General features: G+C 45.3%; 15 protein-coding genes. 1 reads left to right on the plus strand and 14 read right to left on the minus strand.

Going from position 1 to position 19633, the window contains the following annotated elements:
• Positions 1-2: 2 nt before the first annotated feature.
• The 14 genes from OL444_RS13675 to OL444_RS13740 form a co-directional block, all read right to left on the minus strand.
• Entirely contained in the window at positions 3-1721 is a 1719-nt protein-coding gene (locus tag OL444_RS13675) for a DUF6734 family protein (RefSeq protein ID WP_264732627.1), read from the minus strand.
• 12 nt (positions 1722-1733) lie between these two features.
• Positions 1734-3455, minus strand: coding sequence for a glycosyltransferase family 9 protein (locus tag OL444_RS13680; RefSeq protein WP_264732625.1), 1722 nt, complete (start codon positions 3453-3455; stop codon positions 1734-1736).
• A 43-nt stretch (positions 3456-3498) separates the two neighbouring features.
• Positions 3499-5217 (minus strand): ABC transporter ATP-binding protein, encoded by a 1719-nt coding sequence (locus OL444_RS13685; protein WP_264732622.1) that lies wholly within the window; start codon positions 5215-5217, stop codon positions 3499-3501.
• Positions 5218-5316: 99 nt separating this feature from the next.
• Entirely contained in the window at positions 5317-6216 is a 900-nt protein-coding gene (locus tag OL444_RS13690) for a peptide arginase, FlmR/OhkR family (protein WP_264732620.1), read from the minus strand.
• Positions 6217-6226: 10 nt separating this feature from the next.
• Positions 6227-7462, minus strand: a complete 1236-nt coding sequence (locus tag OL444_RS13695) for a glycosyltransferase (RefSeq protein WP_264732618.1) — start codon at positions 7460-7462, stop codon at positions 6227-6229.
• Positions 7463-7475: 13 nt separating this feature from the next.
• Positions 7476-9887 (minus strand): outer membrane beta-barrel family protein, encoded by a 2412-nt coding sequence (locus OL444_RS13700; RefSeq protein ID WP_264732616.1) that lies wholly within the window; start codon positions 9885-9887, stop codon positions 7476-7478.
• A 92-nt stretch (positions 9888-9979) separates the two neighbouring features.
• Positions 9980-10570, minus strand: coding sequence for a FlmC family 2OG-Fe(II) oxygenase (gene flmC / locus OL444_RS13705; protein ID WP_264732615.1), 591 nt, complete (start codon positions 10568-10570; stop codon positions 9980-9982).
• Complete coding sequence (locus OL444_RS13710; protein ID WP_264732614.1) at positions 10567-12111, minus strand: S8 family serine peptidase; 1545 nt, start codon at positions 12109-12111, stop codon at positions 10567-10569. Before OL444_RS13710 ends, flmC begins: the two co-directional genes overlap by 4 nt.
• Positions 12112-12114: 3 nt before the next feature.
• On the minus strand, positions 12115-13557 hold the full coding sequence (locus OL444_RS13715) for a FlmE/OhkG family radical SAM/SPASM peptide maturase (protein ID WP_264732612.1): 1443 nt from the start codon (positions 13555-13557) through the stop codon (positions 12115-12117).
• 98 nt (positions 13558-13655) lie between these two features.
• Positions 13656-13832, minus strand: coding sequence for a FlmA family RiPP peptide (gene flmA / locus OL444_RS13720; RefSeq protein WP_264732610.1), 177 nt, complete (start codon positions 13830-13832; stop codon positions 13656-13658).
• A gap of 34 nt (positions 13833-13866) precedes the next feature.
• Positions 13867-15693, minus strand: coding sequence for a S41 family peptidase (locus OL444_RS13725; RefSeq protein WP_264732609.1), 1827 nt, complete (start codon positions 15691-15693; stop codon positions 13867-13869).
• Between the two features lie 1106 nt (positions 15694-16799).
• Positions 16800-17882, minus strand: coding sequence for an acyltransferase family protein (locus OL444_RS13730; protein WP_264732608.1), 1083 nt, complete (start codon positions 17880-17882; stop codon positions 16800-16802).
• Between the two features lie 61 nt (positions 17883-17943).
• Positions 17944-18195, minus strand: a complete 252-nt coding sequence (locus tag OL444_RS13735; RefSeq protein WP_264732606.1) for a hypothetical protein — start codon at positions 18193-18195, stop codon at positions 17944-17946.
• Positions 18196-18558: a winged helix-turn-helix transcriptional regulator gene (locus tag OL444_RS13740; protein ID WP_264732604.1), complete on the minus strand. Its 363-nt coding sequence runs from the start codon at positions 18556-18558 to the stop codon at positions 18196-18198.
• An 86-nt stretch (positions 18559-18644) separates the two neighbouring features.
• On the opposite strand from OL444_RS13740, the gene OL444_RS13745 reads away from it, so the two are divergent.
• Positions 18645-19619, plus strand: a complete 975-nt coding sequence (locus OL444_RS13745; protein WP_264732602.1) for an alpha/beta hydrolase — start codon at positions 18645-18647, stop codon at positions 19617-19619.
• Positions 19620-19633: the final 14 nt, after the last annotated feature.

Raw genomic sequence — 19633 nt, forward strand, 5'->3', positions numbered from 1 at the left:
TTTTAAACCGGTTCCGGCGAACCTGAAACCTCCGCCATAATCGGCTGCAGTATGGGCCTGGATAAATCAGGGAGGTCCGCAAACAGGACGCCGTTCGACATCAGGTATACCACGTCTTTAAAAAATTCCAGCTGCAATTCCTCATGATTCTTATGCAGGTTCATAAAAGGCAGCATGGCTTTAAATGCTTTAAACATGGTATTGCCGTCGGCGAAAAATTGTAATAATTTCACATTGTTGTCGCTGATCCGTAATTCAGCAATACTATAGGTAGTTTTATCCGGATAGATCAGCATATTAATGGCTTCTTCTTCAATATCCCGCTCCAGGTAGATGTAGCCATCCCACCAGTTCCAGCGGCTATGGATCACCTTACTGTAGGGGTGCGTCCGTAAAATAAGCTGATCATCTGATACCTGTAAGGGATCATGAATAAGATCGTTGGAATATTTACATCTTTCTTCTATTTCTTCCAGCTGCTGATTGGTGAGGTGGGCAGAGAATTCGTAACGTAGCGATTCATAGGTGAAGATGTCTTTTATTTTAAGTTGATGGGTGGGTTCACTGACCAATGCTGTTTGTACTTGTACCCAGTGTTGTAAACTGGTAGCATCCGGGAAGGCCGGCGCTTTCTCGTTGTTAAAGAACTCGCAGACTTTAACCGTACGACGGAAAATGTTTTCTGGTTTAAGTTGACTTCTTTTTTCAGCAAAGCTGCTGCTATTGTTTTTAATGTCGCCCCGTTTACTGAGGTATGCCGGTGGGTGCGGTATAACGGGTGTTTTCGTATGATCGAAGAAGTCAATAATCCGTTGGTAGTATTCCGGATAGTCATTCAGCAACCGTTTGGCAATCTGTTTGCAGACCAGCAGGGATCTTTTTTTGGTACCGGTCAGGTGGATGTATTTGCGGCCATAGGGAGAAATGCCAAATTCGTCCAGCCGGGTATAATCATAGGAAAGTGGCGTTTGTGGGAAATGCGCTTCATCAAAAATAGTTTCTGCGGCCGGGATATAAAATCCAGGCAGATGATCCGGCTCGAATAATACCGCGCTCTTAAACCGGGGATCTTTTTTCATATAGGCCGGCAATACCTGCTCCGACATATGGGTGGCGAATTGCGGCTGTTTGAATTGCTCGATGGTCGTCTTTTCTTCCGCCAGAAAAGCAAAAGCGGCAGCTGTATACTCCTTGAAAAAGGCCATGTTGCTACCGCCCAGGATACCGGCATTAAATGCGCGGATCTCTTTCATGTCTATTGCCCTGATCCATTCTGGCAATGCTTCTTGTGGTTTGATGGTGAAGAGGTCGGTGAACATCTTGAAGTAAAAACCATCTTTCTGACTGCTATCTATCTCTTCATTCTGAAAGATAAAATCATGTGCGTATACAAAATCTTCGGGTATTTTTTTGAATAGAAAAGCATCTCCATCTATATGCAGAAACGGGCCAGTCTGCAAAGAGTAGGTGAGGATTTTAGGCACTGCCCACAGATAGGTGGGATATGGTACCTCTTCCAGGGTAATATGTACTTTGGTATAAGGCAGTTTAAAACAATCGATCAGCAGATATTTTCCCAGTTCATCCGTATATAGTTCAACGTTATCGTAATACTTTCTCAGCTGCAAACAGCTAAGGGCCCAGCTCAGGTAGTGAAATCTGGTATCGAGCCAATTTGCATTCAGGCCGGGTTTAGACCAAAGCGTCTGTACTATTTTCATGCGGTATTATTTTTATTGTAAAAATTCAGATGGATAGTTGTTATCAACAGGTATGGCCGGATCATGCCCGGTATATCTTGCTTCAAATGCGGCGGTCAGCAGTGCTCCCGTGATTTCCCGCGGACTGACACTGATTTCCTGAAACCGGCGGTAGTCTTCCGGACAAGCTTCCAGGGGAATAAAGGTGTGTTGTGCCGAGTCGTCTTTTACCAGAATGACACAATCAATCAGGGAGTTTTTCCACCAGCGCCAGGGCGTATACTCCTGATCGAAATGTTGTTTACCGGTATAGACCAGCATGAGCGGCACATTTTCCGGCTTTATTTTCCGGTGGTGAAGAAAATAGGTGTAGACACCGTTTGCCAGGTGAAACAGACCGGTACAGGGTCCTACAATGGCGGAGGTACGTATGGAAGTCAGAATCGCCAGGTCTTTCCGGATACCGAGTTTTTCTGCAATGATAATATGGTTCATGGCGGATGCATCCAGTACCTGCTGTAGTTGCCCGTGGATGCCCGATTGTTGTTCATCGAACAACAGCACTTTGGTGTGTGCGGTTGCCAGCAGCCATTTGATAAAGTGAATCAATACCTCAAAACGAATGACTTTCTGATCTACAGAAGAGCCATTCAGGATAATGATTAACCGGTCATGTGGTTGTACGCCCTTTCCTTCCAGCCAGGCAAGTGCGGCACGTCTTTCTGCTGCTGTGACCACAATTTCATGGGTGGTGTCAGGTATAGGGTTTGTCTGATTAGCGTGGCAGGAAAAAAAGTCGATGTTGAACAGACATTTGAAAGGGTTCTCCACGGAGTCAATGAAGGGGGTAATCGTATACACGGCTGTTTCGGTAAGCCCATCCGGGTAATACCGTTGCACATGTTGCAGGAACTTCGCCATTAAATCCGTTTCAAATAACACCAGGTCATAGGTCGCCAATGCAAGCTCCTCCCACGGCAGATCTGAAAAATGTGTATGCTCCGCTAAGGTGGGTGCATATAAAGTTTGCAACAAGGACCGCTTCGTTTTATCCTGGCAGTTAATTGTAATTTTTTCGGCGCCCGGGCAGATCTGTAAGGCTTCCCGGATAGACCGGAGCCAGAAGGTGGAGTCACCGATATAAAAGTTACGCTTGTAATCGTCGAGTATCAGGATGTTTCGGTAAGCTTTTTTCTGCGGAAGGGTATGGGCGGTTGTCAGCTTTTGTAAGAGCGGTGCATAAAGTGATTCCTGCCGGTAGCGGTTAAATCCGATGAAGTCATCTTTTATCTCCTGTTTAAAGCGACTGAGCGGGCCTTCTATGAATGCCTGCTCCAGTTGCATGGCGCCGCCTGCTCTGAAAAGGCTGTCTACCCGGGCAAACTGATATTGCTCCCGGACGCCTTTCGGATTCAGAAAAGTGAAAACCTGACAGGAGGTCGGAACAGCAGGCAGAAAGGATGTAAGCAGGTGTTGGGAGTGATGAAAGCACAGGATATAATCATACGCTGTCAGGTTAATATCCGCCCATTGCTGTTGGATAATGGAGGACTCCAGGTAGCCTGCCAGGCGGCTGTCTTCCTTCCATAGCCAGCGATAGTCCAGGTCACTATCGTTGTTAATATGGAGCTGCATATTGTTATGATAGTACCTGGATATATACACGGCAACATATAATTGCTGTACGAGCATCCTGTCCACATCCTGGAAGTGGATGAGATCATGCAGATCTGCCAGTATGAGCATTTTTTTCATATCCTTTGGTTTCGTTTTAAGCAGCCGGCTGGGCTGCTGCCTGTTAAGTAGTAACCGTCATTTTTTTAAAGTTGAAAGAAGCAGGCTGGCCGGCATATTTCACTGTGCCTTCTTCAATTTCATAGATGTAATCCATCAACTGCATCGACTCCATCCGATGGGTAACAATAATGATGATACTGTCTTTGTATTGTTCTCTTAAAGCTTCGAGTATTTTTTTCTCCAGCAGTGATTCGATGGAAGCTGTAGCTTCATCCATGATGATCAGTTGATTGTCCCTCGCCATGGCGCGGGCAATGGCAATGCGTTGTTTTTGCCCGTCGGAGAGGGTGCCACCGGTATCGGTAACCATGGTGTGCCACCCTTCCGGTAATTTGTCTATCACCCCCGAAAGTTGCGCAGACGCGATGGCCATGGCTGCTTTTTCTTCACTGTTGGCTACTCCGCCATAACGTACATTTTCCAGAATACTATCGTGGAATAACTGGTTTTCCCGTTCTACCAATCCTAAACGGTTATGCCATCCCGGCAATTGGTGAATGCTTTTTTCGTTATCTATGGAAACCTTACCGGAGGTAGGTTGCATGAATCCGCATAACAAATTGATGATGGTAGATTTGCCACTTCCGCTGGGGCCTATCAGGCCATATATTTTTCCTTTCTCAAACTGCAGGGAAATATTATCTAAAATAGCGGTACCATTAATGTGCAGGGAAACCTGTTCAAAGCAGATGTTTTCGCAGGCGGGATCCTGAGTTGTTAGGGGAGGAGTGGTGGCGTCGGGAATAGCTTCGATATAGGCTTCTACCCGTTTCATGGAAACAATGGCCTTGGAAAAGCCGTTGTAGCCGTTGGTAATATTGACCATAGGAGAATAGAGCTTATTCAGGTATTGAATATAAGCGATTAAGGCGCCTATGGTCATAGTGCCTGAAAATACGTTCTTACCGCCATACGCCAGGATAAATATCGGCCCGATGGCCACCAGAAAAGTAAGCGTACTGCTGTTGGAAGCACTGATGATGGCACTTCTCACATTAGCAGATACGATACTGCTATGAATGGATCGTAATTTATTTAATTCGTGTGTATAGGTATTGTAACTTTTGATGAGCCGGTTGTTTCTTATTTTTTCAATGAAAAAATTACTCAGCCGCTCATTTTCCAGTTGTATCTTTTTAAATCTTTCCTGTAATAGGGGGGTGAAAGCCCGCAGGGTAAAAACAATCAGGGGAACCAGCAACAGGCTGATGACGGTTAGGTTTACATTCAGTACCAATAACATGATGGTGATGCCAATCACAGTCAGCAGGTCTATCAGGTAGGAGACGAGGTTCGACAGAAAAGAGGTCTGGATATTATTGACATCACTCTGCAGGGTATACAGGATATCGCCGGATTGGGTGGTCCGGAAGAAATCGATGGGTTTATGCATGATACATTTCACCATATCCTGCTGGATACTGGCAATAATACCGCTGCTCACTTTTGTGTAGATGATTTCAATAAAGATGGTACAGGCAATACGCAGGATATATACGCCTACCAGCATAAACAGTATTTGTACCAGGTCGCTGTACTGACCTTTCTGGAATACGCCGTCGATGATGATTTTCAGTGCATAGGGGGTCACCAGCGCACCTGCGCTGGAAGTAATCAGCAACAGCAACAGTAATAACTGATGTCGATGATAGGGTTTAAGGTATTTGTTGAATTTCCGGAAAAGGGCCATATACTCCTTCCATATGCTGTCTTTTTTCATGCGGGCTACTTTATCATGAACTATTAAAATGAGGAATGGTGCAATGTTGTGGGTAAGACAAACAGCAGTAATCTTTCACCGCTCATCAGTTGGCTGTATTTAACAGGTGGGATGAGGCGTGTGGATCACATCTGTCAGTTGTACATCATACAATCCGTTGAGTTTATCCAGTACCTGTTGCAAAATACTATCCACCTGGTGAGGCGGGGTGAAGCCACTATGGCCGGATTTGCAGACAGTAATCATCGTGGGTCGAATGCCTTTTGCCTGCAGACTTTCCGCAAAAAGGTCTATCCGTTTGGTAATTTCCACAGCCGTTACTTCCCGGTTGCTGGGGTAGCTATCCGGGAAGTGGTTGATGATATAAAAAAAATCATCGTTTTTTTGAACGGCCTTGATGGAGTTGACCAGGTATCTTAAGTAATGATATTTATTGCCGATGAAATCGTGGTATTCGCTGGCAGTAATTTCGATGATTACTTCGTTGTTGGAATAAGGATCTTCCTGACAGGAAAAATAATCCAGGTCGATGTCCAGCAAAATGTCCGTGTTGGGTTTGATAGCATAGGTATCGAAGCCCGGTGTGGCTATTTTGGCATATTGCATTAATTGCAGCCCGGGGGTGTTATTACCGGGATTTATTTTACCGGCGGTTATTTTTTTGCCGTCTCCGTTAAAGGAGCGTATATACATCAGGGTATCCAACGGCATGGGCATATCCTGGCGTATCCATACCACATCGCTGATCAGGCCGAGGTAAGCAGCCGGTAGTATAAAGGTATCAATCCGCATTTCATCATATACCAGCTCCCTGATAGCTTGTAAAGGCTGTTGCAGGAGGTGGTTGATGGAAGTATGAAATACGGGCGTATTTAAATCGGAATGGTCATCGAAATGCAGCAACTGGCAGGGGCCGGAAATAATACCTTGCTGAAAGGCATAGGCCCAGGCGATGAATGCTTCATGGTGTTCTTCTACTATAAATAACGGCGTACTCATGTGAATGCAATTAATGATGGATGACGGATTCAATAAAATCTATAACAGTTGATTCAGCTGTCTGGTATTGTTCGAATATGCTTTGCATATACCGGATACCGGTGGTGATGCGATCCTGGCAAAGTGCTTCCAGGTGCCGGACAATATCCGCCGGGCTATCCTGTTCTATATCACCTGCTATTCCCAGCTGGTGGTAGACGATTCTTTTGGCATTTTCATACATATCACTTTTTAACGTCCACGGATAAACGAGCATGGGCACGGCAAAGTGGATGCCTTCTTTCAGGGAAGAAGCCCCGCCATGCGTGATGAAGAAGCGGGCTTTTTTCAACAGGGTTAGTTGTGGTATAGCCCGATATAGGTGCACGTTTGCCGGTAATACAGTATCCTTGAATTGTTCTATACAATGGCCCACGTTCATCACAAGGGTATACTGTGTGCATATACGAAACGCATCAATCACCTTTTGATAAAAGAGAGGAGCTTGTTCATACCAGTGCGTGAGGGAGCCCAATGAACAAACAACGAGTGGCTTGGAAAGATCGATTTGTTCAAAATCGAAGGCGTTTTCTGTCCGGTCGGCATCAATGAAAGGGCCTGCAAACCGGGTATCCGGATGCAGTTTACGGGGGAAGTCCAGTTCTGCCGGATAGAGCACCAGCTCGGGTACATGCAATACCCTGCAGATGGTAGACCTGTTTTTAAACGTAACGTGCCTGACCGATGCCGGTAGATTACTCAGTTGCACGACAGCCCGGTAACGCTGCCAGAATCCGCGCTGCAGAAAACGATGATAAAGGTTGGACCATTCCCATACCACCGTATTCCATACAAACACGGGAATATTCCTGGAGGGTAGCTTTTTATGCCGGTAAAATGGCGGCATATACGCACATCGGTCGCCATAGGCCCAGGATTGCAGCATCAAAAATCGGATACCCATGCCTTTCAGCAGCAGCGCTGCTTCCCAGAACCCTACTTCCACCATAAAAGCAACAGGAGCATACTGCGCTTTTATTTCTTCCAATAATATTTTAATCACCACCGGATCCTGGCCGGTATGCCCGATGAATTTTACCGACGTAGGATGACAGTCGAAGCCGTATCTGTGGATGGCGGTCTGTAATAGCGGACTGGAAACATACACGATATGAAAGCCTCTTTGCTGCAGATGCCGGGCTACTTTTACAGCAGCAATGATATGACTGATATAAGGTGATAATATGAATACAATTGTCCTCTTCATAACCGGTAGATATTTATAATCGCCCTCTTGCATCATTGCCGCCGGCGTCCACATTTTCTCTGTTCGTCTGCTTTTTCCCGATGGAGAAGTTATAGGTTAAACCAATGTTGATAAACCGGGTCGCGATGGTTCTGTTGACGAGCCGCGTGAAGGCTGTTTCATTCACCTGCCACCCGATTTTATACAGGTTAAAAGGATCGCCCAGATTCAGCAGGGCGGTCAGTTTATCCTGCAGGAAATTTTTCCGGATATTGATATCAATCCTGCCCTGTGGATTTAAATCGTAAATACCGATGAAATTATTTCTGGCATACAGTCCGTTCACTTCCAGATAATATTTGCAGGGTAAACTGAATTTATTGGATACCCATAGATCCTGTGATAATTTAGATACCCTGCGTGCCTGCGTTCCCGTTATATCAATCGTCGTATGCCGGAGGGTGAGCGAACTGCTGATTTCCCACCAGCTGGTGATATTCACGGGAATATTCATGCTCAGGAATACATTGCGGTTGTTGTTGCTGTTTTCATCAGTGGCAATAATTACAGGGCCTTCATGGCGGTAAACGGTATTGATGGCGCTGGTGGTACGCTGATAGCCGGTAGTGAAGCTGTATTTTCCTTTCAGCAGATACTCGAGTTCCGTACTGGTGCTGAAATAAGGTTGCAGAAAAGGGTTTCCCTTTTCGATGTAATAAGGGTTGGATACATCCACAAAAGGGTTCAGCTGCCGGTAGTCCGGCCGGTTGATACGCCTGGCAGCAGAAAGTGTCAGTACATGATCATCGGTGAATTTCCGTTGCAGAAATAAAGAAGGGAAGAGGTCCCATTTGTTTCGGCCAATTGTTTCTCCCGTGGTGATGGAGTTGCCGCTGTATTGATAATTCTCCGTTCTTAGTCCCAGCTTAGTGGACCATTTACCCCAGTCTTTCCAGATACTGGCATAGAGAGCAATGATGGTTTCCTGATACAGGAATTCGTTGGATTTCAGCCGGAGGTTTTGCAGGGTACCGGATAAGCCACTGTTGTACCGGATGGCATTATTCGTGGTGGAATAGGTATATTTTCCACCTGCATTGAGTGTAATGGTTTTACCGAATTTTTGCTCGAGGTCAATGTTGCCTACGTGTATATCTACCTGTAGCGGATTGTCGATGTAGAGTGTATCTGAAGGAAGCCGGGTATGTTGGGTGGCATCATAGTAATTATTAATGATGTTGTTCCCGACACTGTTGTGATAGCCGATGTAACTATAACCCATATCCAGTTTGCTGCCGGCGGAATCCAGTTTGTTGCGGTAGAAAATACTGGCCATTTGATTGCTCCACCGGTTTATACCGTTGTTGCCGGTGGCCGTGGTGGAATCTATGCCTTTACCGGCAGTACCTGTTGTAAAAGCGGAGAAATCGTTGTTCTCGGAGCGGAAGTTCGCTACACTGAAATCATAGTTGGCGCCGAGTGTCTGGCGGTCATTGATTTTATAATCGAAGCCGAATTTTCCGCTGCTGAATTTCACGCGGGAGGTCCATCGGTTGGTTTGTGTATTGTAGAGGTCTGATGCCGGGTAGTGTTGCCGTTCGTCGTTATCCTGGAACTGTTTGGCCCTGTACCAGGCATAGCTGGCTTGCAGGGTTACCTTGCCAACGCGGTAATTCAGCGCTGCATTTTCATTGAACTCATGATAACGGGTGTATTGATAGCTGGAGCCAATACTGCCGGATAAGCCATATTTATAGTTGTTTTTCAAGGTAATGTTGATAACCGTACCTGCATTCTGTGCATCGTAGGCCGCGCCTGGAACGGCCTGTATTTCGTACGATTTGATGGCTTCTGAGGGGATCGCCCGCAGGTAATCCAGCAAGGCAGATCCGGATAAGTGTATTTTCCTGTTGTCGACATATACGGTTACACCTTGTCCGCCCCGGAATTGGATGCCACTTACCGGATCCACCCGTACACCCGGAATCACATTGAACAACCGCAGCGCATTTTCCCCATGCTGATACATACCGCCTTCAATATTGATGATGGTTTTATCGACTGCACGGACGATAAAGGGCTTCCGGGCGGTTACCTGTATACCTTGCAGGTATTTGGCGGTATCCTGTACCAGCACAACGTTATGGAGCAGGTGAACAGCTGCCCGGATATATAGCTCCCGGGTATAGGGAAGTGACCCCATACTGCTGACACTTAACAGATATTTTCCGGTATCAATATCAGGTAGTGCGTATAGCCCGCTGTCATTGGTGACAGTGCCTTTTATCAGTATAGAAGCCGGCAGGCTGCGAAGCGAAACAGCGGCGCCGGGCACAGTACCCTGGCCGGTGCTTACTTTCCCATATATTTTGCTTTCCTGCGCTTTCCCCTGCGTGCATAGGAGACAGGCAGGTACCAACAGAAAAACAGCCCACATAACTTTCATATACTGACATACACTTTTACAAATAGCTTTCAGGTATTCATGGCCTGCTTTGCAGGGCCTATAGCCGGCGGCAGGTTAGCTGCAGGGTAGTATCAGGCGTAAGGGGATGTGGAGCCGTTGAATACCACATATTTTAAGGCCAGCGTTATCCTGGTTTCTTTGCAGATGCGGGAAGAAACAGATCCCTTGTGTTCAATGGAACCGGGAAATATGACGAACCTGCCGGGTTTGGGCAATACAGATACACGGGAATCCTTTTCGTCATAAAAGATGGTTTCACCACCGTATTTGTAATGCCAGTCTTTATTGACGTAATACAATACCGTCATGTCGTTGCGGTCTATGGCACAGTCTCTGTGAGGATAGGCTACATCACCATAGTTAGAGAGGTTGGTGTAGGATCTCCATAAAGTATATGTTTCAGGTTCGTTGATCAGGTCAAAGAATATCTCCCGGGCTTTTTGTCCGATAAAGGAATCTGTTTCAAATTTAGCCGGATCAAATTCTGTGGTATAGATGGGAAATTCATCGTAGGAGGTATCTTTTTCAGCGCGTCTTACAGGCAAGGATACAACAAAATCATAAAATGCATCTATTTCATCCGGAGTGAATACATCATCTATGATGTAGATGTTTTTACCGGCTACGGTTTCTGTTCTGATAGTTGCGGTTGTTGTTTTCATTTACTTGTATTTTCCAGGTTTGAGAATCCTTCTTTTATCATTGATTCAATAGCGATCATGTTTTTCTTATTGGCGCCACTGCGGAAGTGGCTGCGGACATAATCATAATTGATCTCGTTTATAAAGTTTTCCGTGACGGAAATAGTAAGATCGAGATTGATGACGGCATGATGATAATGCCCTGGTATATACATCATTTGCCCGGGTTCCTGGATGCATACCAATGGTTTGCAATCTTCTGCCAGCATGTGGTGCATGAAATCCGGCAGGTTGCCGGCTCTGAACCGGTCTATGTTTTTGCGGATGTATTCATTATAGATTTTAGGGTAGACCAGCCAGAGTTTGCGGCCGCTGAAAAGATAATTCCAGGCGTCCGTATTCCAGATATCCGTATGCAGGCCGGTGTAGGTACCCTGGGTGCCTACATACATCCAGGAGAGGTTTTTACTGGGCTTACCGGAGGCCGTATTTTTATACCAGCAATTGAATATAGCAGGTGTCTGAAAGCCTTCACCCAGGATATGCGACAGCGGCTGATTGGTTTTATAATAAAGCAATCCGGCGGTGTCTTGTTGCAGGTAGTTTTTCAGGGTGAGCGCTATGCCTTTCACCGCATCATCGCAGCTGCCAACAGGTTCCTGATGCGGCAGGAGATGGGCGAGGTGCGGTAAGGTGCAGGGGTAGGTGGTTTGCCAGTCCTGAAATGCCTGGGTGAATAATACGGGTATCGATGGAAATCCGTATTGCTCGTTGAAGTATTGTTTGGAAATCGTGGCACTATCATCCTGCGCCAGCTGCTTGCATTGACGCAGTAAAGCATCCAGGTTGTCCGTTGCCGCCCGGGTAGCCTTATGATTCACGGCATGGCTGATCAGCCACGCTTTTAGTGTCTGCGGGTTGTGCCATGCTTTATTCAGGTAGGCGGCAGCTATCAGGCCGGTAAGGTTGGCAGTGGCGAAACTGGTGCCTTTACAGTCATCGAACTGCTGGTTGGGAAATGCCAGGTGTTTGAAATCTCCTTTGGTAAAGAGGTTGGTAGGTGCATTTTCCAGGTAGTAGAAATGCTCTTTCTCCGTGGTGTTGGCTTCACCTACACCTAATACATAGGGAGAGTGCGCCGGATAGCAGGGCTGATTGATCATGGAATGCGCGGCAGCTACAATCGTCACACCTTGTTCATATGCCTGCTGGCATATCTCCAGCAGGGTTTCAGACACCTGTTCCGTTCTGATACCCATACTGATATTAATAATAACAGCGTCTGTATGTTGCATCAGATAGGCAATAGCTGCTTCCAGCAGGTCTTCCGAAATGGAGCCGTTGAAGGAAGTAACTTTGACGACAAATAGTTTAGCCAGCAGGGAGTGCGATAGTATGGTGGATATTATCGGTGTGCCGTGGCCTCTTTCATCCTGTGAAAATCCATCTTTTCTGACAATGCTGCCATCTTCGTTTTTAAAGAGCACAATACCATCTATATCTGCCTGTCCGATGATGGCATTGTTCAGGTCAACGCCCGTGTCAATTACACCTATAGTCATAGTTTATTTGTTAGAGTGTCCGGTATTTACAGCTTCTTTTGTTTCCGGGGCTGTGATGATGGCCGGATCTTCCTGCATAACAACGTACTGGTACTTGAGATAACTTTCCAGTTTATATTTCCACTCAGAACATTGCGGCGTCACATTGTTGATGGCTTCATGTGAGCAGGAAATTTTATCACATACCGGCAGGAACTTACAATTCCGGCAAACATCGTTATGGGTATACCTGTTGAAGGCGGTATAAGGCGCAAAATGAGCAGGGTTATAATCCTGGAAAACAGAGCTGGGCGCAACTGATTCATCATGTATGGTTTCCCAGCATTTGTGGATATTACCATTAGGATCTACCACCAGGCTGATAGGAGAGGCCCAGGTGGGGCAGGTAGACTGGTAAACCGGCAGGTCCCACTTTAATTTGGCCTTGCGTATATTGTTTTGATCAGCCCATGTATTGAACCGCCGGAGTTGATTCAGGCGGAGATTTTGTTTGAACTCAAAATACTCATCTGCGAATAACCTTTTTTCCTGTTCTTCTTCCGCGATTTCCAATTCTTCATAAGATCTCAACCAGGCAGGATAAAGGTTTACCTGTTTGTATTTCTGTGGCCAGATGCCATATTCATAAAGGTCATCCAGTAAGGTATCAATAGAGGCGGCTACTTCCTTGTCTACATTCAGCCGGATGGTGACAAAGATGCCTTCCGGTATTTTAGAGAGGTTCCGGATTATCCGGAAATAGTTTTCCGCCAGTTTCTGTTTCAACGGTCGTTTCCGGTCATGTACTTCCCGGGCGCCATCGATGGTTACCTGAATCGTACCGACTTTATTGTCGATCAGCATCTGTACATTCTCTTCTGTCAGGTAAATGCCGTTGGTAATAATTTTAGCCGTATAGGTCAGTTGGTAGGTCGCTGATAGTTGCAGTAAATCTTTTGAGAGGGTAACAATGGCTGCTACGTTGATGAGCGGCTCACCGCCGTACCAGGTAATGTCCAGGGTGTGTATATCTTTGCCTGATTTGGTGATGATCTGTTCGATGTAAACGCCGATTTGTCTTTTTACCTTTTCATCCTTCAGGGTATGATTGGGTTTGACAAATTCAAAGCAATAGGCGCAACCCATATTACAGGTGATCGTAGTACCAATCGTCAGGTAAATGGTGCCGGTATCCCTGAACTGGTTGGATGCCGTATGTTTGTCCAGCAGGGAGATGATATCTACTTCCCGGTTCAGGAGATATTCTTTTTCTGTGAGATAGTCGTAGAGGTGTTCAATGCCCTGGCAGTCGGTGGCAGAAAAATGATTAAGGGTCATTAGTTCAGATAAGATAATACCCTCTTGTTTGTTTAATACCATCATGCCTCCACTTAACGTATTAAACAACAAAAATTCATCGTATTCATCAACGTACATCAAAACGTTGTAAGGGTTAGGTTTTAACATAAGGAGAATATTATGTTATTGAAAATGTACAAACAAAAAAGAAGGATAAAGGAATTAGGTTAGCAGGCTAACCTAATTCCTTTTTGTGGAAGAGGAAATTAAAACAGGATATCATTTTCCTCAATAACATCACCAGAAGTTCTGGCAGTGTTAACACCACCGCTCTGGGAATAAGTACATAAGGTTTCAACTTCTTTTGCTAATCTAGCTTCGGTAACAGTTGCTTTCAGCAGTTCTTTCTGTTGCAGTTCTGATTTTAATTGATCTTTTTTCATGTTTCAGATGTTTAGAGTTAATAAATTGGTATGTCTATTTCGAAATAGCGATGTGGAGTACCTTATCATTGTAAGGCTGGAGGTCCTGTACCGACTCAATGCTGACGCGCACATCGGGTGTTAATCCCGTTCCTTCAATAGAGGACCTGTTGAATTGTATTTTGATCGTATTCATACTGTTGGTAACAATGCTGACCTGATCCCGTGGTAGTCTTATTTCCTGTGTAAAGGCCAATGCTCCCCGGGTAGCTTCCTTCCCTACAATTTTTACGTGTGGGTAGCTTGATTTTAAAACCTTGGCCAGCAATTCTGCCACACATACGGTATTGTTATCTACCAGTATAATGATGGCGCCATCCTGCCGGTAAGCTGCTTTATTGCCTGGTATGGAAACCCGCACGGAATCTATCTGGCCACTGGTATTATTGATCGTGTTGAAATAGGTGAAAGGCTTCTTTACAAAGCAGGAGGCAAACTGTGCTGCTGCAAAAAAATCACCCCCACCATTGCCCCGTAAATCCAGGATGAGTTTTTTCCGGAGATTGATACTGTCTATTCTGTTCAGAAAATTTACCGGCAACTCTGCTGATATCTGATTGACTTTATAATAGATAGTAGAATCATTGATGACTTTGTAGTCGTAATCCAATGGCTTGTAGGATTTGGCAATCGTATAGTTTTGCTTAATCCGGTATCCGATGGTATAGATGCTGTCATTTGGAAGGCGCAACCGGAGCCATACGGAATCATTGATTTTATTTCTCAGCCATTCATCTGCTTTTTTATCACTGATCTGCGCTGTTAACATTGAATGGTTGATACTGATGATTTCTGTACCCAGCGGTATTTTGTCGGATAATTCGTTGTCCACAACCGCCGCAATAAAGTGTTTGCCATGGATACGGTAGGTGTATACGGGCGTCCGGCGGATTTCAGGATGACACTTGGATCTGATCAGGAAATGTGGGTCCTGTATCCGGCGGAGTAAAAAATTATTGAGCGTATCTACCAGTTCACACACGCTGGCGGATTGATATTTTTTCAACAGCGCTGTCGCATCTTGCAGGATATTTTTTTTGTTTAGTTTTCTTTCCTGATAGAAAGGATAATGCTGTAGTAACGACTGCATAATTTCGCTCACCAGTTGCTGCGTGGATTTAATACTATCTTCAATCAACAGCGTACCTTTGAAGTCTTCTTCGTATTCATTTGCGGGAAAGTGAGCATACACATCATACGCGTCAAACCTGCTGCGGGCGGATTTTTCAGTCAATAAGGCATTGGCAAAAGGCCTTTGTTGAAAGTAGGTAGCCGGCGAACTTTTTTTCTCATATTGAATATCACTGATCCAGATTTCTCCCGCAATCAACTGACTGGGTCTGCTACTGTCTTTCGGCTCATAGTCGATGAGCATCGTGCATTTATCTCCTGCAGGTATTGGTTTTATTTTGTCAAAGGACTGTGTCAGTGGGGCTTGTATACCATCTCCCCGTAAGGATATTTCCTTAATGAGCACTGTGTCCTGGTGCGTGCGTAGCAAGAATTTTATTCTGCTGATATTTTCCGTTTTATACCTCGTGAAAAACACCATGTTGCGGGAAGTATCCGTGCGATAGCTGTTGGTAACAGGAAATACACTGTTGTCAGTTACCAATACACCATGCTGTAGGAGCGGATGTTCGCCGTATGAAGGAAAATAACTGCTGACTTTATTGAGGTGTTGTTGTTGCCATAAAGAAAATACAGTATCTGCCTTCTGTACATAATAGTAGGCGATCGTCTGACTATTTCCTTTGTTGGGAAACAGCCCCCAAAGTAACAGTAATAGCCTTATGCAGTGTTTTTTACTAAGCAAATACATGTTGTTGTCGTTGATGTTCGGATAATACTATCCCTTCCCGTATAGCAGCTATACAGATATGGGTGATCGTACTTATTTTATAGGACACAGTTTCTCCACCTGGGCATTTTTAATATGCCGCTGACAAATTTATTCAGACAGGATATCCGATAAGATCCATAGCAGCTATATCCCTGGCTGTTTTGCAAAGGTGTATGCCATACAGATACTATAGGAACAACATCCGCATAATACTTGCTGATGGGATGAGGTACCGTTCTTAGATGTCCGGGAAGAAAAAAAAATATAAATAAAGTTACTCAAACTGTCTACCAGCTGATCGCACAGGTTGCCTGACTATTAAGGGTATTTTACACGATGAAACTACATTTCATAACTATCATGGGTTAAATTTTCGGATAAGAAAATCTTTTATGCTTGATAATTGTACTGGGTCTGATTTTTAGGTTAATACTCTTTGGGTTGTTGGGCTTGTTAAATTCTGATTCTACTTGATTTGCCTTGACACGAGTTATTGTTACACGAGTTAATACTGTTACTTACAATAAGGTATAAGTGATTAGACTTTAGTTGACTTTTTCATAATTCACTTATCATACCATTATAAACGGGAATTATAGTAAAGAGCTTTATTTATAATTAAATGATGATGTATCAATATTAATAAATAAAAATAAAAAAAACAAGAGCCGGAGAAATAAATTTATATTTTTTTGAGATGATTTTTTAAATAATCGCTGGAAATATAATAGCAGCAAGTGTTTTAGGATTTTATTTTTTTTGAAATGGTAGTTAGTACTGCTTATATATCCAACATGTCTTGTGAGGGGCTACTGATTTTTTGATCGTTATATGGACTGTTATCGTTAGTGATCAGGTATTTACGACCTATTTGTATTCGGCTGAAATGCCCTGTGGTGAGGTATTGTAGTATATTATATAGTAAGTGCTTTTCGGGGATGGATGATTGGCGGAATGGAAAGAGCAGTGTCCGATTTCGAACACTGCTCTTTCCGTTATTAGAGATGCAGGTAGGGGGCCATCCTGCAGAAGTCTTTGTCAGCAGGACTTCCCATCTATGGGTGTTTTATTTTTTGTCGTCGCCGTTACTTTTTTAACCACCTCTTTTGCAGATATTTTCGCACGGGTATATCAAATGCGATCATCGCTGCATAGGCAAATCCTATCAACAGCAGGGTACCTGTTATAATTATAACAGTAAGCTGTGTGGTGTTCGGATGGTGGCTGTTGTAATAGTTGGAGAATATCCAGATGACGGCATAATGGGTCATGTAGATGGGGTAGGAGATCTTCCCTGAAAACTCGCATATGTTTTTTAATCCCGGCGTAAGTATCGCGCCGGCACCCAGGGAAATGAGCAGCGGGAAATAACAGAGGACTACTAATAACTCGGCCAGCCAGTTATAGGCGCCATAAGGCATCATAAAAGCCATTAATAATAATACCGTTAAACCTACAAAGCCCAGTTTGTTTTTGATGATCAGATTAAAACGGAATATCAGCAGCCCCGCGAGGAACGAATAAAAAATACGGGCGCCTCCATCCGGGAAGCTCTCTTTTCCCCAGCCGCCCATTACATTGCCGGCGCGATAAGCTACTGCGCTAAGGATGGCTGCCGCACATATTGTCAGCCCCACCAGCCATCGCCGGCTGATTTTAACCAGTACAAATGCATATACGATATTGGCTACATACTCCCAGAAGAGCGACCAGGCAGGAGCATTTAAAGAGAACAGATTAAAACTACGTTCAGGCATGACGGGAAAAGGGATCATTAATGCCGATGCTAAAAAAAGTAATAATACTTTTCCCCCACTGTATAACGTCGCCTGATCACCAAAAGGGTCAAAGAGAAAAGCCAGTAATCCCAGCACGGAACCCAGGATGACAAGGGGATGTAAGCGGATAATCCTGGATTTGAAAAATGCCGTAAGGCCCATTTGGCCCATGCGCTGATCGTAAGCGTATCCGATGACGAATCCGGATAAACAGAAAAAGAAGTCTACTGCCAGAAAACCATGGCCGACAAAATTTTTGCTGGGCTCATACACCATCTCCATAAAATGGAAAACCACCACGGTCAATGCCGCGATACCTCTTAAGCCGTCGAGAATTTCAAAATGTTGTTTGGTCTTTAACGGATCTGGTTGGAATAGTTGCTTGTTCACTGCTGCCTTAAAATTACGTACTGAAATGGCGGCAAGATACAAGGAAGATTTTAATCTTTCACTACGGATAGAGGAATAAGCCTACGGTTAAACCGTCATGGTATGGGGGCCTCACGTGTCGGGCAAAAAATCCGGTGAAATGGCAGGGATTCGTAAACCCTGGCTGGTAGCCTGCCTCCGGTGTATAAAGCTGCCGGTCTTTGATAAGATAAACCGCTTTTTTCATACGCAACGATGGATGGTAATGCCGGATGTAGCTATCCACGTCCTGCCTGGTCCGGATGGAGTAGGATACCTGTCTGCATGGGGGCATTTAATCGGTGTGTAGTATCTGTTCTCTGTTTTGTTTCCCCCATGCCGCTAAAGCCTCGATGACCGGTTGCAGTGACACGCCTAACCCGGAAAGGGTATAGCCAGGTACATTGTTTTCGGCCTGCGGGCCTGTTTTTTCAATGATGCCGTCAGCTACCAGCTCCTGGAGCTGTAAGGCCAGGATCCGGTCTGTAATGCCCGGAATAGCGGTTTTAAGTGCAGAAAACCGGGTGACTCCCTGCAGGATATGTCCCAGTATGGTAATTTTCCACCGGCCGCTGAGCAGGGATAAGGTGAGCGCTCCATCACATAAACCATGCAGCAGCTGCTGGTTTTCAAAGTTGGTGGATGACTGTTTTCGCATGCATTACAATTTTGTAAGTTGATGATCTGTGTCACTTGCGTATTTACTTTCGCCCTGTAAAATTATCACTTTAAAAAAGAGTAACAATGAAATTCAGTCTGGAGCCCCATGTGGAAGTAAAAGCGGTGTTGGATGATATCATGCGTCAACAGTCATTTGATATAGATTTTGATAACCTGGATACCTTCCGTGCCAACTGGAATCAGTTGGTGCTGGCGGGTATACAGCAGCCTACGCCGTACGATGAACAGGTACGTGCAACAGACCGGCTGATCCCGGCAGACCACCCCGGCGGGCATATACGGTTGCGTATCTATTCCCCTGCCACCATCACCGAACCGGTACCAGCCTTGTATTGGATACATGGCGGCGGCTTAATAATAGGTATTCCGGAACAGGATGAAGGATTCCTGAAATCTGTGGTAGCCACGCTGGGATGTGTGGTGGTAGCGGTAGATTACCGCCTCGCCCCGGAACATCCCTATCCGGCTGCGTTGGAAGATTGTTATGACGGGTTGCTGTGGGTAGCCGCCCATGCAAAAGAGTTGGGAATAGATGCCGCCCGGCTGGCGATTGGCGGCAACAGTGCCGGCGCCGGACTGGCTGCTGCCACCACCTTGCTGGCACGGGATAAAAACGGCCCGGCCCTGATACACCAGTCATTGGCTTATCCGATGCTGGATTACAGAAGTATCACGCATTCCAGTTATGAAATCACCGACCTGGGTATCTGGGACCGGGATATCAACCAACGGGCATGGAATGCCTACCTGGGCAGTTTATCAGCGGCAGGCGCCGGTCTTCCTTATTATGCAGCTCCTGCTGTGGCCAGTGATTTAAGTGGTTTGCCGCCGGCTTTTATGGCCGTAGGCTCCCTGGATCTCTTCCGCGATGAAGATATCCAGTATGCCCAACAGCTGATGGCTGCCGGGGTGTCTACAGAACTATATTTTCAGGCAGGTGTACCGCATTGTTTTGACCTGGCGGCTGAAACCAATGTCGTTAAAAAATATCTGCAAGCCCGGATACAGGCATTGGGCGCCGCTTTTATGTATAATTAGCACAAAACAGGATT

Source organism: Chitinophaga nivalis (genome assembly GCF_025989125.1).
In the GTDB taxonomy this organism is placed as follows: Bacteria; Bacteroidota; Bacteroidia; order Chitinophagales; family Chitinophagaceae; genus Chitinophaga; species Chitinophaga nivalis.